This window comes from Carboxylicivirga sp. M1479 (genome assembly GCF_007097485.1).
Lineage (GTDB): Bacteria > Bacteroidota > Bacteroidia > Bacteroidales > Marinilabiliaceae > Carboxylicivirga.
This window is the reverse complement of sequence record NZ_VKDE01000049.1, coordinates 1-16,572: the sequence shown is the minus strand read 5'-3', so window position 1 is coordinate 16,572 and position 16,572 is coordinate 1. Positions and strand designations below refer to the sequence as shown.

The 16,572-nt window shown below is 35.0% G+C and carries 16 protein-coding genes; 13 read left to right on the top strand and 3 right to left on the bottom strand.

Annotation, left to right across the window (positions count from 1 at the left end; all coding sequences use genetic code 11):
- Nucleotides 1–275: 275 nt before the first annotated feature.
- A complete protein-coding gene (locus tag FNN09_RS20195) occupies nucleotides 276–1,655 on the bottom strand; it encodes a sodium:alanine symporter family protein (RefSeq protein WP_143304304.1) in 1,380 nt (459 codons plus the stop codon).
- Nucleotides 1,656–1,905: 250 nt separating this feature from the next.
- On the opposite strand from FNN09_RS20195, the gene FNN09_RS20190 reads away from it, so the two are divergent.
- From FNN09_RS20190 to FNN09_RS20165, 6 genes are all read left to right on the top strand, one after another.
- Complete coding sequence (locus FNN09_RS20190; RefSeq protein WP_143304303.1) at nucleotides 1,906–3,510, top strand: fumarate hydratase; 1,605 nt, start codon at nucleotides 1,906–1,908, stop codon at nucleotides 3,508–3,510.
- Nucleotides 3,511–3,623: 113 nt separating this feature from the next.
- Nucleotides 3,624–4,154: a methylated-DNA--[protein]-cysteine S-methyltransferase gene (locus FNN09_RS20185; RefSeq protein WP_143304302.1), complete on the top strand. Its 531-nt coding sequence runs from the start codon at nucleotides 3,624–3,626 to the stop codon at nucleotides 4,152–4,154.
- Between the two features lie 489 nt (nucleotides 4,155–4,643).
- Nucleotides 4,644–6,260, top strand: coding sequence for a phosphoenolpyruvate carboxykinase (ATP) (gene pckA / locus FNN09_RS20180; RefSeq protein WP_143304301.1), 1,617 nt, complete (start codon nucleotides 4,644–4,646; stop codon nucleotides 6,258–6,260).
- A 249-nt stretch (nucleotides 6,261–6,509) separates the two neighbouring features.
- Nucleotides 6,510–6,737, top strand: coding sequence for a hypothetical protein (locus FNN09_RS20175; RefSeq protein WP_143304300.1), 228 nt, complete (start codon nucleotides 6,510–6,512; stop codon nucleotides 6,735–6,737).
- Nucleotides 6,738–6,868: 131 nt separating this feature from the next.
- Entirely contained in the window at nucleotides 6,869–7,489 is a 621-nt protein-coding gene (locus FNN09_RS20170) for a DEAD/DEAH box helicase (RefSeq protein ID WP_185969082.1), read from the top strand.
- On the top strand, nucleotides 7,489–7,878 hold the full coding sequence (locus tag FNN09_RS20165; RefSeq protein ID WP_143304298.1) for a YchJ family protein: 390 nt from the start codon (nucleotides 7,489–7,491) through the stop codon (nucleotides 7,876–7,878). Before FNN09_RS20170 ends, FNN09_RS20165 begins: the two co-directional genes overlap by 1 nt.
- A 208-nt stretch (nucleotides 7,879–8,086) precedes the next feature.
- Here FNN09_RS20165 and FNN09_RS20160 read toward each other — a convergent pair whose 3' ends face one another.
- Entirely contained in the window at nucleotides 8,087–8,602 is a 516-nt protein-coding gene (locus tag FNN09_RS20160; RefSeq protein WP_143304297.1) for a lipopolysaccharide assembly protein LapB, read from the bottom strand.
- 571 nt (nucleotides 8,603–9,173) lie between these two features.
- Nucleotides 9,174–9,536: a hypothetical protein gene (locus FNN09_RS20155; protein WP_143304296.1), complete on the bottom strand. Its 363-nt coding sequence runs from the start codon at nucleotides 9,534–9,536 to the stop codon at nucleotides 9,174–9,176.
- A 99-nt stretch (nucleotides 9,537–9,635) separates the two neighbouring features.
- Here FNN09_RS20155 and FNN09_RS21370 point away from each other — a divergent pair, with 99 nt between their 5' ends.
- The 7 genes from FNN09_RS21370 (at nucleotide 9,636) to FNN09_RS20120 (ending at nucleotide 16,228) form a co-directional block, all read left to right on the top strand.
- Nucleotides 9,636–11,078 carry a tyrosine-type recombinase/integrase gene (locus tag FNN09_RS21370; protein ID WP_143304295.1) on the top strand — a complete coding sequence of 481 codons (1,443 nt, stop codon included), beginning with the start codon at nucleotides 9,636–9,638 and terminating at the stop codon, nucleotides 11,076–11,078.
- Between the two features lie 227 nt (nucleotides 11,079–11,305).
- A complete protein-coding gene (locus FNN09_RS20145) occupies nucleotides 11,306–11,917 on the top strand; it encodes a peroxiredoxin (RefSeq protein ID WP_143304294.1) in 612 nt (203 codons plus the stop codon).
- A gap of 337 nt (nucleotides 11,918–12,254) precedes the next feature.
- Nucleotides 12,255–12,788: a hypothetical protein gene (locus FNN09_RS20140; protein WP_143304293.1), complete on the top strand. Its 534-nt coding sequence runs from the start codon at nucleotides 12,255–12,257 to the stop codon at nucleotides 12,786–12,788.
- Nucleotides 12,789–12,990: 202 nt separating this feature from the next.
- Entirely contained in the window at nucleotides 12,991–13,692 is a 702-nt protein-coding gene (locus tag FNN09_RS20135; RefSeq protein WP_143304292.1) for a hypothetical protein, read from the top strand.
- A 349-nt stretch (nucleotides 13,693–14,041) separates the two neighbouring features.
- Nucleotides 14,042–14,416, top strand: coding sequence for a hypothetical protein (locus FNN09_RS20130; protein WP_143304291.1), 375 nt, complete (start codon nucleotides 14,042–14,044; stop codon nucleotides 14,414–14,416).
- Nucleotides 14,417–14,670: 254 nt separating this feature from the next.
- Entirely contained in the window at nucleotides 14,671–15,318 is a 648-nt protein-coding gene (locus FNN09_RS20125; RefSeq protein WP_143304290.1) for a hypothetical protein, read from the top strand.
- Between the two features lie 196 nt (nucleotides 15,319–15,514).
- Nucleotides 15,515–16,228: a hypothetical protein gene (locus FNN09_RS20120; RefSeq protein WP_143304289.1), complete on the top strand. Its 714-nt coding sequence runs from the start codon at nucleotides 15,515–15,517 to the stop codon at nucleotides 16,226–16,228.
- Nucleotides 16,229–16,572: the final 344 nt, after the last annotated feature.

Here is a 16,572-nt window from a genome sequence, read left to right as displayed (position 1 = left end):
CAGCCTCGTTCAATGACCTGCTCAAACTCTATGTTGTTACTTGTCCTAGCCATGCCTTCTTTTATTCACTAAGTTCCGAATTCCCACCAATAATCATCCCCCTGTGTGTCAAATTTACTTGCCATGGATGTTTCATATGTTTATATTTTACTTTCATTTGCCATTTGGAACTCGCCAAAATCAACCATAATTCTATTTAAGAATAGATGTCGATGACTCTTTCCTGTAAATTATTAATTTGCTTCTCATATATGACGCCTGAACAGGACACATAGTTACACATCGTTCTTCTTTTTCTTCTCGGCTTTTAAGCGCTTAAAATAACTTACAGTTGCTCTTTTAACATGCGGAGCCAAAATAATGGCCGCAATCATATTGGGAAATGCCATCAAGGCATAGGCTGAGTCAATAAAAGCAATTACCACATCAATTGACACAACAGCCGCAACAACAGCGCTAACAACACTAACAACATTGTATGCATTTTTCGATTTAGTGCCGAACAAGTACGACGAACACTTATTACCATAATATGGAAATGCAAATAGAGTAGATAAAGCAAAGAATATCACACAGAGAATCAATAAATAGGGTCCATAAACAGGGATGGCCTTATCAAAAGCCAAAGCCGTTAAGGTAATACCATCAGCATCTGACGTTTGCCAAACTCCTGTTACCAAAATAGCCAAGGCCGTCATAGTACAAACGATAAGCGTATCAACAATAGGCCCCAACATAGCCACTAAACCCTCACGAACAGGCTCATTTGTTTTGGCGGCACCGTGTGCAAGTGGAGCAGTACCAATACCAGCTTCATTGGAAAATGCAGCTCGCTTAATTCCGGTTATGATAATAATACCCAAAGCACCACCTAAAACTGCCTGCGCTTCAAATGCATCGGTAAAAATCAATAAAATGGCATCTGCCAATTGATCGGGGTGCGATAGAATAATATAAAGAACAACACCAACGTACAAAACAACCATAAATGGAACAACACTGCCAGTCACTTTACCAATACGCTTTATGCCGCCAAATATTACCACCGACATAATCACAGCAATTATAACACCCGTAACCAAGTCGGATGTAAATCCAGTTTCAATGCCATTAGGCTGTAAAACGATATCCCTAAACACTTGGGTTAATTGGTTACTTTGGAAAACAGGAAAAACAGCAAACATTGCAGCCACAGCAAAAAACACGGCCATTGGCTTCCACTTCTTACCCAGCCCTTCGGTAATTATATACATCGGTCCTCCCTGCACCTCTCCTTTATCATCCTTTCCCCTAAACATTACAGCAAGTGTACCTGTAAAAAACTTGGTTGAAACACCCAGAACAGCACTAACCCACATCCAAAAAATAGCTCCTGGCCCTCCTGCAGTAATAGCCACAGCAACACCGCTTATATTACCCATACCAACTGTTGCAGCCAACGCTGTAGACAAAGCCTGGAAGTGATTAATTTGTCCCGCTTCATTCGGATCATCATACTTACCTCGTAGAATATCCACGGCATGAAACACGTAACGAAACGGCATTAACTTACTATAGATCATAAAAAAGAAACCACCACCTAGCAAAAGTACCAGCAGAGGGGTTCCCCATATAAACTCACTAAAATCAATAATCACTTTTTCAACTTTTTCCATAATAGAAAGATATAAAAACAGACTTGGCTTTCAAACATTTTTAATGACCAGACTTTAATTATTTTTAACGCTAATTATTGCACTATTTCTTTAATGAATCTTGAATTAAGTTTTAGATTTGCACTACAACACATTTCGATGTGCTATAATTGAAACTATCAGAACGGATTATAATTAATAGGCTTAAGCCAGTAGTCTGAGCAATACACAAGCAACGACTGTTGACTTGGCCAAATAACCAAAACACATTATGGCTGATTTCAAATACCAAAAACCTTTTCCGATTTTAAAGAACACAACTCCTTATCGACTAATTACCAAGGAACATGTTTCAACCATTGAAGTCGACGGGCGCAAGATTTTAAAAGTAGATCCCAAAGGGCTTGAGCTACTTTCAAAAGAAGCTTTTGCTGATGTATCATTTTATTTACGCCCAACACACCTTGAAAAATTAGCGCACATACTAAAAGACGAAGAGGCTTCGGACAACGACCGATTTGTTGCTCATACAATGCTAATGAACCAGGTTGTTACTGCCGAGGGCGAATTGCCTACTTGCCAAGACACAGGAACAGCCATTATTATGGGTAAAAAAGGCGAGAACGTATTTACTGGCTCGAATGATGCTGAGCATCTTTCTAAAGGAGTTTACGAAACCTATCGCGATCGCAACTTACGCTATTCTCAGGTGGTTCCTTTTAGCATGTTTAAAGAGAAGAATACGGGCTCCAATCTTCCTGCACAAATAGACATATATGCTGAACAAGGGAATCAATACGATTTCTTATTTATGACAAAAGGTGGTGGTTCTGGTAACAAAACATTTTTATACCAGCAAACCAAGGCTTTATTAACAGAAGAGAACCTTACTAAGTTTGTACAGGACAAAATTAAAGATCTTGGAACATCGGCTTGTCCTCCCTACCATTTAGCATTAGTTATTGGCGGCACATCGGCTGAAGCAACTCTTGCTTCAGTGAAGAAAGCTTCAGCTGGTTATTACGATCACTTGCCAACCGAAGGAAACGAAGGCGGCCAAGCATTTCGTGATCTGGAATGGGAAGAGAAAGTACAGAAAATCTGTCAGGAAAGTACTATTGGTGCTCAGTTTGGCGGCAAATACTTTGTACACGACGTGCGCGTTATTCGCATGCCTCGACATGCTGCATCGTGCCCAGTAGGCCTAGGTGTTAGCTGTAGCGCCGATCGTAATATCAAAGGAAAAATTACCGAAGAGGGAATTTTTGTTGAGGAACTAGAAAAAAATCCATCTCGCTTTGTTCCCAAAGAAGCGCCTCACATGGCACCTGCCGTAGACATTGACCTGGATCAACCAATGGAAGATGTTTTAAAGGAGCTTACCAAATACCCAATAAAAACTCGACTTAACTTATCGGGAACACTTATTGTAGCGCGCGATATAGCACATGCTCAAATAAAACAAATGCTTGACGAAGGCAAGCCAATGCCAGAATACTTTAAGAACCACCCTGTGTATTATGCAGGACCTGCAAAAACACCAAAAGGAATGGCATCTGGAAGCTTTGGACCAACAACTGCTGGTCGCATGGATCCATATGTCGATCTTTTCCAAAAGAATGGTGGGTCTATGGTAATGGTCGCGAAAGGCAACCGCTCGCAAGCCGTAACTGACGCCTGCAAAACCAATGGTGGCTTTTACCTGGGCTCTATTGGAGGACCAGCTGCCATCTTAGCAAAAAACAGCATTAAATCTGTTGAAGTAATCGATTTTGAAGAATTAGGTATGGAGGCTGTTCGCAAAATACGCATCGAAAACTTCCCTGCATTTATAATTGTAGATGATAAGGGAAATGACTTCTTTGCTAAATTATAAGCCGAAGGTTTAATACTTTAGTTGAAAGCATAAAAGGTGCGATTTCTTCCCTATGGAAGTGTTCGCGCCTTTTCTTTTTCTATATTGTTCCTTTCATGCAAAAACAGTTTACAATGCCACACATTACAACCCAATATTATCGCAGTCCGTTTGGAGAACTTATACTAGGTTCATACCAAGAGCAACTTTGTCTTTGCGACTGGAGGTTTAGAAAAATGAGGGAATCAATTGACAAACGTATTTGCAAGGGACTTAACACCACTTATAAAAAAGGAAACTCAGCTGTTATTGAACAAACAATTAAACAACTGGAAGCTTATAGCCAAAAAGAACTAAAAGAATTTGAACTACCAATCCTGTTTATTGGCTCCGATTTTCAAAAAACTGTTTGGAATGAGCTCTTAAAAGTTCAATACGGCCACACCCAAACTTACTTACAACTTTCGAAGCAGCTCAATAACACCAAAGCCATCCGAGCCGTAGCTTCTGCCAATGGTGCTAATGCCATTTCAATAATTGTCCCTTGCCATCGGATTATTGGTAGCAATGGAAAGTTAATTGGGTATGCAGGCGGACTTCAAGCAAAGAAAAAATTACTGGAATTAGAAAATCAACAAACAAACTCACAACTTTCTCTATTCTAATTCAACAACTACTCCCCACCTGGAAAAAGCACCATTCTAGTACACCAATTGCTATCTATCACAAAAAATACCATTTTTCACACTTCATTTATAAGCAAGCAGTTAAGAGGTGTCAATCTCATAAAAAAAGAAATAAATCAGCATTCAATTACGAATCATAAGCACTAATAGGTATTTTTTTCTTTAATTAAATTTTTACCACTGTGGTTCAACTACTTATCTCACTTACAAAAACAAAGTTGATAATTTATTTGTTTATTTTATAACAAATAACAAATCTTAGCATATCAATTCACACCACATACTGATATACTTCTTAATTAACTGATAATAAAGAACTATTTCAGTATTTTTATTTGTACTAATTTGTTATTATTTGTATTGTATAGTTAATTTTTAGAAGATATTAGCATATTTATATCACAATTAAATCACACAAACGCTGAATATAATTACAATTTGAAAGTAACCCAATTAACATCGCACCAAATGGAAGCAACTAAATCAACTTTTAATTTAAAACAGTACGGTATTGATTCTCCCTCAATCATCCATTACAATCCCTCGTATGAAGATTTATATCTGGATGAAATAGACACCGAGCTTGAAGGCTTTGAAAAAGGTCAACGAACCGAAACAGGAGCAATCAATGTGATGACTGGCAAATTCACTGGCCGCTCGCCAAAGGACAAATACATTGTAAAGGACAACATTACAAAAGATACTGTATGGTGGACAACAGACCAAAACAAAAACGATAATAAACCAGTTTCTCAAGAAGTATGGTCTGCCATAAAAAAAGATGTTTGCACCCACCTCTCCAATAAAAAACTATATGTAGTTGATACTTTTTGCGGAGCTAATACAAACAGCCGTTTAAAAGTTCGCTTCATAACAGAAGTAGCATGGCAAGCCCACTTTGTAAAAAACATGTTTATCAGACCAACCGAAAGTGAACTTTTCAACTACGGACAACCTGATTTTGTAGTGCTTAATGCATCTAAAATGTCAAATAAAAATTGGCAAAAACAAGGCCTCAATTCCGAAGTCTTTACCATGTTCAACCTCAGTGAGAGAATGCAAATAATTGGCGGCACATGGTACGGAGGCGAAATGAAAAAAGGGATTTTTGCCATGATGAACTATTACCTACCCCTAAAGGGAATGGCATCGATGCATTGCTCTGCCAACAAAGGCAAAAATGATGATGTAGCAGTATTTTTCGGACTATCGGGCACTGGAAAAACAACCCTTTCAACCGATCCTAAAAGAGAGCTAATAGGAGATGACGAACACGGCTGGGACAATGAAGGCGTTTTTAATTTTGAAGGGGGTTGTTATGCTAAAACCATCAATCTTGATAAAGATAGCGAGCCCGATATTTTCAACGCCATCAAACGAGACGCTTTACTTGAAAATGTCATTGTTAATCAGGACGGAAAAATAGATTTTAATGATAATTCAGCAACCGAAAACACAAGAGTATCGTACCCAATATATCACATTAACAACATAGTAAAACCAGTTTCTAAAGCAGGACATGCCACTAAAGTCATCTTTTTAACAGCCGATGCCTTTGGTGTAATGCCACCTGTTTCAAAACTGACTCCTGAGCAAACGCAATATCACTTTTTATCAGGCTTTACAGCAAAGCTTGCAGGCACCGAACTAGGCGTTACAGAACCACGCCCTACTTTTTCGGCCTGTTTTGGAGAAGCATTTCTTTCGTTACACCCTACTCAATATGGCGCTGAATTAGTGAAAAAAATGGAAGAACACGGAGCCAAAGCCTACCTTGTTAACACAGGCTGGAACGGTACTGGCAAACGAATATCGATTAAAGACACCAGAGCCATTATTGACGCCATCCTAGATGATTCAATTGAAGAAGCCGAAACTACAGTCGTTCCAATATTTAACTTGGAGATTCCTAAATTTCTACACGATGTAAATCCAGAAATTATGGATCCAAGAAACACCTATTCCAATCCTAAAGACTGGGACAACAAGGCGAACGATCTGGCACTTAAATTCATCAATAACTTTAAGAAATATACCGATACTCCCGAAGGTCAAAAGCTCGTAGAAGCAGGTCCTAAAATTTAATAATAAAAACCCCAATAATAAGAGGCGATAAAATTTTATCGCCTCTTATTATTTACAGAAACGACTTAGCATTCAGCCAAATTTTATTGGCACACTAATTGCTTACATCTAGTTACGATTATATTTCAAGTATTTAATGGGAATTTTTAATGTTAATTAACAATTTCAAATGACGTTTTATCAAAACATTTGAAACATTAGTCAAATAAATAAGTATACCAATCAAATATTAACTTAAAAATGTAAGCTATGAATCTTCGTATAACATCAAACGCCAAGAATAAGCAGATTTCATTTTTAATTGCCTTAGACAACTTTATTACTAAACGCAATAACAGTAAAGCTTCAATATTGATGCAGCGATTAAATCAGTTCATCGAAAAGAAAAGTCCTGATTTCAGCTTTAGAATTAGAGAAGGCAACAATAATATTGTTGAAATGTATGCCGACAAAAGGCTTATTGCTTATTACGCATAAAAAATTGAATAAAAATAGTATTAGCAGGGTATAATCACTTGCTTTACAATATTAATGGCTCTTTATTACAAAGAGCCATTTTTGTTATGCCACTTTTTAGCATCTTTGCAGCTTCAAACATCGCTATTTATATGAAACTTAAAAAGCTCATTCCACAACTTGCATCAGCCATTATTAATGCAGGTTTTGATACCAACATTAAAGAAGTTCAATCGCTCAGTATTCCGAAAATAAAATCTGGGGCTGATATATTTGCCATTTGCCCAGAAAAAGAAGGTAAAACAACAGCGATAATCATGGGTGTGATTCAGCAGTTGAAAGAACCATTTGAAGAGGCACCGCGAGCCATCATTATTACATCAACAAAAGAAAAGGCTTTTGAATTAGAAGAACAATTCATCTCGCTGAGTAAAGGAACAAAGCTAAGGAGCTTTATAGCATTTGATCAAGGAATTATTCAATACCAGAAAGACGAAATATACGATGGATTAGATGTGTTAATCTGCACTCCAAAGAGATTGATGGAGCTTGTTAACATCAACGGCGTTCCTATGACTAAAGTTAAAATGCTTATTGTGGATAATGCTGAAACTGTTATTACCAATTCGAATCATGCCATAATCTATCGAATTGCTGATGGCTTAAAAAATCCGCAAATACTATTCTTTGCTAATAAATGGCATAAGAGCTTTGATACCGTTGAGGAGCGAATTATGAAAGCCCCTTATATTTTTAACATAGAACCGAAGTAATGCAATGCCCCTGCCAAAGCAACAACCCTTATACAACTTGCTGTCAAGCACTTATTGAAGAAACATCGGCCGCTCCAACGGCGGAAAAACTCATGCGATCGAGGTATACTGCTTACACATTGGGAGACATCGATTACTTAATGCGCACACACCATGTTAGCACGCGCCCCATTAAAGAGAAAAATGAAATAAAAAAATGGACTGACTCCGTTCAGTGGATGGGCCTATCTATACTGAGTAAAAAGGATGGCAATGAAAATGACAAGCAAGGCATTGTGGAATTTAAAGCCGTATTTATTGAAAAAGGCATGCCAAATCATATTCACGAAAAATCACGCTTCGTAAAAGAAAAAGGACTTTGGTATTACAAATCAGGTCAACACTTTTAAGCGATAGTAAATAAGGTAAATTGCCTCTAGAAACTTTAATCAACAAAGGCCATACTAAACATTAGATTACCAATACTTTGTTACACCTTTAGATTATCCACATTAAAACAAAAGCTATGAATTTAGTATCCATAGCTTTTACATTCGTTAAAGAGTTATCAGTACTGAACCACTCTTTATTGTAATTCCTTTATAATGATGAACCGTTTTATATTCGCTTCATCATATTATCTATTTCTCTAATTTGAGCTGTCAACATTTTTTGAGTATCCAACTTCTTGGCTTCTTGCAAATGAATTTTAGCCAATTTTTTATTTCTCTTTGATAAATAGAAACCAGCCAAGTTTAACTTTGCCATTGCCTGATCATTTTTTAAACGAAGACCTGTTGAAAGTGCTTTCTTAAAGCTTTTCTCAGCAAGAGCAGGTTGATGAGTTTGTGCTTGAGTTAAACCTAGAAGGTAGTAATAATAAGCCTCCTGGCTCTTAATCATTCTTTCAGGATGTTTTACTTTTGAAAGAATACTTTCAACTTTTGAAAACTTGTTTTTTCTAATAAAATAAAAGGCCAGCAAATTCATCTCATTTTTAAAATGCAATAACACCAAAAGCAAAGAAATCACTACCAAAGTAACTCCCCAGCCAATAACGCCATTTATAAAAAGAAAAACGGATACTATTGTTATCAGTACTGCTAATATTATTCGGATATATTTCCCTAACATGATTTATCGTTTTTTTTATTTTAAGCCACAAAACAATACATTTTAAACAATATTACAAGGAATACAGGGCATCATTTTACATTAAATTTTTATTACACTGCCATATAACAAGTTACAAAGGCGCTACAATAAACATCATTGAAGAAATTACCTATAACACATTCAAATGCAAAAAATCAATAACAGGATTAATTCTATAATTTTCAATACTTACAAGCACATAGACACACTATTCCTAGCTCTGTAGATGTAAGTTGTGCTTATTTTTCATAAAAGGACGACTCACTACTATTACACATTAAAATATTTTTTTACAGTTTTTATTTCACTCCACATCAAACTCATACCAATACACAAACATAACGTTTACACTATAAATGTGTTACCAATATCAAAAAGTGCTATTAACTAATAGACAATGATTGCTCAAATTATTTTAATGGTTTGTCATAATATTATTAAGAAGTATGAGCGCATTTTTTCTATTTAAGTATATTCAAAGCTGCAATAAATTAGTCATTAAAATGTGACTGAGGAGGCGAAGCTGTATTTATCGGTCAAAATTCAACAACTAATTATCCATATAATCTTGTTTTTGAATTATAATGACCTTACCTGCTTCAAACGCTGGAGTATAGCCATAATCATAGCAAAAGTAATATAGGTTGCCACCTTTGCTTTTCCAAGAGTGTGTTAGATGTTTGAAATCCATACCTAGTTTTAATAAAAACTCTCTCCTAACAGTTGCTTTTCCTTGCGGACAAGCAGTACGAAGAGCACTTCTATTGGCCCTAAGCTGCTTATTAACATTACGAATAAGTGTTTCAATAGAGGATGTTGATTGGTTATGGTAGGCGCTTTTACATTGGGTATTGCAGAATTTTTTATCAATTCTGCCTTTTAGTTCGTCGTTGCAATATAAACAGGTATTCATCACGTAAATGGTTTAGGTTTTATTATACGATTACTTACGTTTCTATTCGTTTAATAGACTGATAATGTATTGGTTTTTCACGTTCTTGTCAAGAAAAAGATGAAAGTTCGTCCTGTCATATATTTAAATCATCGCACAAGCAAACAAGGAGATTTTTGTGCTTTGTTTTTTAAATCAAATGATGCAATATTAAGGCGCATATGGCAAAACGGATGGATAAGGTGGAATACTGAATTAAATGCATTTACTGCTCCATCAAATGAAAAGACCATAGGCCACCTCATTGATGTTTTTGATGATATTGCAGCGATAAACCGCTCGTATTATCATGCCAAATTAAAGGAGAATACCGAACAAGTGACGATTGGGGATACTCACTATTTCACTGGTGTTCTGGAGAAAAGTAATAAGTTAGGATCAATAACACTGGTGCCATACAAAACTGAATCCTTGCGATGCATTGTTATTAGCTTTAAAAGCAATAAACATATTTTCAAGGTGCTTAGTGATTGTCAATTGGCACAATGGAACAAAGACATAAGAGCATTCATCCTGCCTCCGAACAGAAGTGTAATCATCCGATTTCTCGAAGAGATAACGAGTCTGTTAAGGGTAAAATTGCATAATGAATTAACTATTGTTGACTATCGGATTTTACAGTTACTATTTGAGCAAGCGTACAGCAAGAGCCTCTACTTTAAAAGTTGTCCGATAGAATTTATCAAATTCATGCAACTCAAGGCCTATAGTCATAATACCATCAACACTTATTACTACTATGTTTTACGCTTGCTAAATGTGTATCGACAAAATAGCTTGACACAGATTAACGCATTTGATTCAATTGAGATTAATGATTACCACCAGAAAATGATTGGAGAAAAAAAGTATTCAGAACAAACAATTAATCAAAGTGTGAATGCTATAAAACTGTATTTTAAGGGTTATTTAAAAAGAGATATTCAGCTGGAAGAAGTTGTTCGTCCAAGGGTTGGTAAAACATTACCCAAGGTATGGAGCAAAGAGGAAATCAAACGAATATTAGATGGTATTACAAATATTAAACACAAAACAATATTATCGATCATTTATGGTAGTGGACTGCGCATTGGAGAATTATTAAAATTGCGACTTGAGGATATCGATTCGAAACGAATGCGTATGCGGATTTTAGGTGCCAAAGGAAAAAAAGATCGTTATACAATTATTGGTCGCTATACTTTAGAACTGCTTAGGCAGTACTACAAAGAATACAAACCCGTTAAACTACTTTTTGAAGGGCAGTTTGGAGGACAATACTCAACCACCAGCATCAGCCGTATTTTGTATAATGCCATTAATAAAAGTGGTGTACCAAAACGTGGTGGCGTGCACTCTTTGCGACATAGTTTTGCCACACACCTATTGGAATCAGGCACTGACTTAAGGTATATTCAAGAACTACTTGGCCATAATTCAAGTACAACAACAGAAATTTACACCTATGTTAGTAATAAACATATTGAGCAGATCAAAAGCCCTATAGACGAGTTTTTGGCTTAAAAACATTATTTTACCACACATAATTAACAAGTGACATTAAGAATATATCGGCAACACACATGCAGATACAGAAGAGTTGCCACACATTTGACTTATAGCTCATGAATTGATTTTAAGTCTATAATAAATCAATGAAGAGTAATTGATTTGAAGAAACTAAATTTATCTATTTATAGCCTTTCCCTTAATTCAGGGAAGGCTACATATTGTAATAAAAACTAATAGAAATGAAGTATTTGCTTTTTGTTTGTCTTTTTTGTTGTCAATTATTAACTAGTCAAAACAATACCAATAAGTGTGATTCCATAAGTACTTCTAGTGATAAACTTCAACCTTTAAAACCTATCACAGGTATTAGAGTCGAAGACAAGCTTGGTACAAAAAAAAGGTTAATTCTTTCAAAATATAAAGTTGCTAAAATAGGTGATGTTGCCTATGATTTTACTGCGATAAACGTTCAAGGTGACTCTGTCAAATTCTCTAATGCGCAGGGTGAATTTAAACTGTTAATTTTTACTAATAGTGGTTGTACGGGATGTGTCAAATCGATAGTCGAATTAAAAATAATAGCTGAACATTATAAAAATAGACTATCAATCGTAAGTTTTTATAGGGATAGAGAAATAAAGCGGGTATTGGAATCAATAAAAAAAGAAAATATTTCTTGGTTGTGTTTATGGGATGGTCAAAATTATTTTAGCAGTACAGTGATAAAATATGGAGTCAGAGGAGTTCCGATGTTCTTTTTAATTGACGACAAGGGGATAATTGTTGATTCATGGACAGGTTATAGAGAAGGAATAATAAAAGAACGGATATGTAACCTAGAAGAATTATAATATTTAATAAAAAATAACGTGTGGCAACACGCTAGTATAAAGCAATTGGCGTTCGTGAGGGTTTGGAAGTTAGGTTGGGGAATAGAACACTGCCAAATCTTTGATTTGCTTTAGAATTGAAAAGATAAAAACAAATAAAAGTTTTGGCTCGGAGAGTTTTGGAAGGTTTCGTTTCGTTAAATTGCCAATCGCTTCATCTAGCCAAACGTTGTGCATAATACGAGGAACTAATTTACATAGGATAAATAATCACAGCCTTTAAATTGGATATGGTTGTAATCAATAAACATGACAACCTGATTTATACGACAAAGTTGATCTTTAAGATTAGTATATAATGAACTGGTGGATTACAACAATCATAGGACTTCTAATTACCGCGGTTTTGTTTCTTATTACCATCAAGATTTGGTTTTGGATAATCAATCGAAAAGAAATTATTAAAGAGCGTCGAATAATCGCTAACCTTACCGAAAACGGAACAGATAAGCTGACTAAGGAGCAACAATTCTTAATTCTGGATGGCAAAAATGATCTATCTATGATTAAAACGATTCTTGGTAAAAAAGAAATCGACATGAATGTCCTAGGTTATTTTATAGATATTATGCCAGACGATTACTTAAATCATCTAAGAAATAATTATCCACCTGATTCTTGGGATAGAGACATGTACGAGGGATGTAGAGTTGAGAAAGATGGTGATTTCTGGAATCTTATTTTTTATGATCACGGAAATGTTATTCAGACATTGTCTTTCGATGATTATGATAACATATTAAAATTCATCGTTTATGAAAGACTTACAAATATATCTTATAAGTATAAACGGCGAATGAGTAAGAAGTACTATGCACAACAAGGTATATAGCAAATAAGGCGATGTTTAAGGTGCTTTGTGGAGTGCTATTTTTAACACCGCCGAAGTGTTTGCTTCGGCTATTAGAAATGACTAAATTAACAACCAAAACAAAAACTTCGGCTAAGTGCACATTGACAGGTAAGTGCTTTCTATTGCCTTACATGCCATATACTTACCGTTAGGCACAAGCAAAAAAAATAACCCAACGTAAATGAAAATAACTATTAGTATTACCGTTCTTCTTTTTTGTAGCATATTGAATGCTCAAGACTTTCAAGTTCCACAATCGTTTTCACACCTAAAAAAGGTTAGTTTATTACAATATCCAAACGTTTTTGCATTCCTTCATGTTGATTTTATCAATGAATTTGAATTGTCTAAAGAATTTGAAGAAAACAACTACCTTGAAGAATTTATAGGGATTATAAAACCAAATAAAAACTTAAAACATGAATATTTACTGAGTTTTACAGTTGCTCCCAGCGCTGACGATTCTTTTGGATTTTATAAGAAAACAGGTAATTCTTATGAATATTCATTCTCGATTTCAGGTAAACAAATTTATATTCCAGGTAATGGTTCTATCTATGTATCAGGTCACACAAATAATTGGTTTAATGAAAAGAAGAAGTTTACATTTGAGAATGACACGATTAGAGAAATTGCACAGCCATTATACCATGTTGGACTAAAAACGAAAACTAGAAAAGCTATTGCTCTGTATTCAGACAAGACTGAATCTAAAAAAGTTGCTTACTTACCCAAAGGTGCAAATGTCGAAGTGATTGCATCAGAAAATAGTGACGGGCAAGGATATTTTCTAATCAAAACTTCTTTTGGACTTCTTGGATGGTGGCAGCTAGACCATTATTTTGAACCATCGATTGAAGGACTTTTTTATAATGGAGACTAAAAAATGCCAGTGCCTAACACGCTGCTATAGCGCATTTCGGGATTCGACTATTTTGGAATGTCTGTAGCTTCGGCAACAAGCGCCAAATCGCTGATTTGGCTTATTAAAGAAAAGTTAAAACAAATACAACGCTTTGGCTCAGCTCAATTTGGAAAGATTGTAAGGGTAAATTCCCTCACGACGCCATGCAGCGGGACCGTTAGGGCACATGCAGCAACGCAAACTTAAACGAATAAATTAATAGAACTAAACCTGAATTAGTAGATAGGTAATTTAGAGTAAAAAAGACCAAGACCTAGTGTATTAAAATTGCATACTTGATTTTATCGTTATAATAAAATTTAGACATATGATTAAAAATAAATTCGGACTATTGCTGCTGTTATTGATTGGATTGTCTATGGCAGCGTGTGATTATTTATATGATTATACTTATCAAGTTACTAATGATTCTGATGCTGATATTACAATTGAATTAAAATCTTTTCAGATTGATTCAATATATATAATTCCTGTAAATGAGACTAGAGTATTATTCATTACGGACCATGGTGTTGAGGGGGCAAAAGGACCCTATTTTGAAGATGTAACTATGGATTTGGATGAATTTATTGTAGTTAAAGACGGCACGTTGACTTCAAGTAGAAATTACCTTGATAATTCATCCTGGGATTATGCTGATGGATTATATAGCACAACAATTAATAATGAAGAATTTAAATAAGCACAGTGCCCTAACAAACCGCTATAGTGTATAAGGCGCGTGGCGATTTTTGGAAGGTTCGCAGCTTCGGCAAACACCGCCAAATCGTCGATTTGGCTTTAGAAATGAAAAAGATAAAAACAAAACCAACGCTTTGGCTCCGCTCCTTTTGGGAAAATTGTAAGGTTAAATCGCCTTACACACCATGCGGCAGGCCGTTAGGTTGCATTTCCTATGCATTCCCCCAAAAAAATAGACATTTCATTAACTGAAAAATGGACAAAGACACAAAGCTGAAATTGAAAGTTGTTTTGATAATTTTTACAATACTTGTAATTATAGGAACACCACTTCTTTTTTATGTATACTTACTAAATCTGAGAGATAGCGTAATAACTGAAAATATGATACCAGAATCTCAAATGATATACAAAGATTCGAAAATAGCTCGGCTAAAAAAAGTTGAGAGATTTCTTCCGACCGACATTAGAACGAAGTACTTACTTATGTCAGAATACTGTAATCATCAAAAGTATGATTTAGCAATCAATACTATCAATAGATTAAATCATTCAAAGAATTTAAAGTTCACAATGTATAAAGGAATGATTTATGAGAAATTAGGAATTAGAGATTCTGCCTTTCATTATTATAGTAAAGCATTCAACTTATTAGACAGCATGAAAAAAGAAAGTGGTGCTCACTTTTTATGGGAAATGTATTTGTCATTTCTTCTAAATAAACAGAATGAAGCTAAGTTGAGTTGGCAATCTTATACAAAATCCAATAATTATAACCCTGCTTTATATTTTCTATATCCATCTGACGGATTTAATAGAACCTCATTTATTGATGACCAATTAGGAATTCATCAAATTATAAATATAAATCAAACAATAACGCAACCTAACAATGGCTTATAAAGCAAAAGTGAGCCGACTCATTTTGGTTGGTTCGCAGCTACGGCAACCACCGCCAAATCGTTGATTTGGCTTTTAAAATATAAGATAAAAACAAAACCAACGCTTTGGCTACTTAGCATTTTGAAAGATAAATTTGGCAACAAATCACTTTCGCTTCATAGCCGCGTCCGTTATGGGCAAACAAAAAACGCCTAACATGAAAAGTACACTATTAATTATATTTGCTCTTGTATCATTTGTTGCAAAAGGACAAGAGGAATTTGAGGCATTTAATTATTTAAGTGAATTAAAATTTAACAATTCATCTAGCATATTCTTTGACAAAAAGAATGCTGTGGTTATTAATAAACAAAGAAAAGATATTAGCAAAGGACAGCCTTTTTATTGTCAACACCCTGAAGACTTAGATGGACAGACCTACGTTCTGGTTAAATTAACTTTTAATAAAAATGCAAATGTAGAATATACAATTCTTTATAATGAAGGCTCAAGCATTAATCCGGAATTCTCAATTTATAATGATGAATTACATCTTGGAGATATTACTGGTTGGAATCTCTTTATTACTAAATCTGGTAATTTTTATTCATCAGGACATGTTAATTCAGAGTTTAACGTAAGAAGAAAATTTCAAATTAAAGATGGAAAATTAATAGAAGTTAAGCAGCCATTTTTATATGTAGGATTGAAATCAATAACGTTGAAAGGAATTAATCTATATGAAACCAAGGAATTAAAAAATAAGATAGCTTTTTTACCTACTGATTATGAAGTTGAAGTTGTCCTTGCTGATTCTGAAATTGAAGGACTTTATTTGCTTAAGACAAAATTCGGATTGGTTGGTTGGACTAAAATAGAATCAAGTTATCCCTTTGCAAAAACAATAAAAGATTTAAGATATATAGATTAAAAATGTCAGCCCATAACACGCTAGTATAAAGCAATTGGCGTTCGTGGGCACTTGGAATTTAAGTCTGGTAATCGAACACCGCCAAGTCTTTGATTTGGCTTTAAAAAGAAAAGATAAAAACAAATTAAAGATTTGGCTCAGAGGAATTTTGGAAGGTTTGGTTCGTTAGATTGCCAATCACTTCATCTAGCCAGCCGTTGTAGGTAATTCCCCCTATAAACCCATAGTATTGATTTAAAACTAAGGTAATCAATACTTTTTAAGTTAATTGATTTCTGAAGCTAACGGGAGTACCTTTACGTTATGCTCTATGCAAGGCCGATCTTTAAAGTGTTGCTCATAAG

Bases quoted from the DNA above. Each gene is read 5' to 3' on its own strand.
- FNN09_RS20195 (WP_143304304.1), bottom strand. From the start codon at position 1,655: ATGGAAAAAGTTGAAAAAGTGATTATTGATTTTAGTGAGTTTATATGG.
- FNN09_RS20190 (WP_143304303.1), top strand. From the start codon at position 1,906: ATGGCTGATTTCAAATACCAAAAACCTTTTCCGATTTTAAAGAACACA.
- FNN09_RS20185 (WP_143304302.1), top strand. From the start codon at position 3,624: ATGCCACACATTACAACCCAATATTATCGCAGTCCGTTTGGAGAACTT.
- pckA (WP_143304301.1), top strand. From the start codon at position 4,644: ATGGAAGCAACTAAATCAACTTTTAATTTAAAACAGTACGGTATTGAT.
- FNN09_RS20175 (WP_143304300.1), top strand. From the start codon at position 6,510: ATGAATCTTCGTATAACATCAAACGCCAAGAATAAGCAGATTTCATTT.
- FNN09_RS20170 (WP_185969082.1), top strand. From the start codon at position 6,869: ATGAAACTTAAAAAGCTCATTCCACAACTTGCATCAGCCATTATTAAT.
- FNN09_RS20165 (WP_143304298.1), top strand. From the start codon at position 7,489: ATGCAATGCCCCTGCCAAAGCAACAACCCTTATACAACTTGCTGTCAA.
- FNN09_RS20160 (WP_143304297.1), bottom strand. From the start codon at position 8,602: ATGTTAGGGAAATATATCCGAATAATATTAGCAGTACTGATAACAATA.
- FNN09_RS20155 (WP_143304296.1), bottom strand. From the start codon at position 9,536: ATGAATACCTGTTTATATTGCAACGACGAACTAAAAGGCAGAATTGAT.
- FNN09_RS21370 (WP_143304295.1), top strand. From the start codon at position 9,636: ATGAAAGTTCGTCCTGTCATATATTTAAATCATCGCACAAGCAAACAA.
- FNN09_RS20145 (WP_143304294.1), top strand. From the start codon at position 11,306: ATGAAGTATTTGCTTTTTGTTTGTCTTTTTTGTTGTCAATTATTAACT.
- FNN09_RS20140 (WP_143304293.1), top strand. From the start codon at position 12,255: ATGAACTGGTGGATTACAACAATCATAGGACTTCTAATTACCGCGGTT.
- FNN09_RS20135 (WP_143304292.1), top strand. From the start codon at position 12,991: ATGAAAATAACTATTAGTATTACCGTTCTTCTTTTTTGTAGCATATTG.
- FNN09_RS20130 (WP_143304291.1), top strand. From the start codon at position 14,042: ATGATTAAAAATAAATTCGGACTATTGCTGCTGTTATTGATTGGATTG.
- FNN09_RS20125 (WP_143304290.1), top strand. From the start codon at position 14,671: ATGGACAAAGACACAAAGCTGAAATTGAAAGTTGTTTTGATAATTTTT.
- FNN09_RS20120 (WP_143304289.1), top strand. From the start codon at position 15,515: ATGAAAAGTACACTATTAATTATATTTGCTCTTGTATCATTTGTTGCA.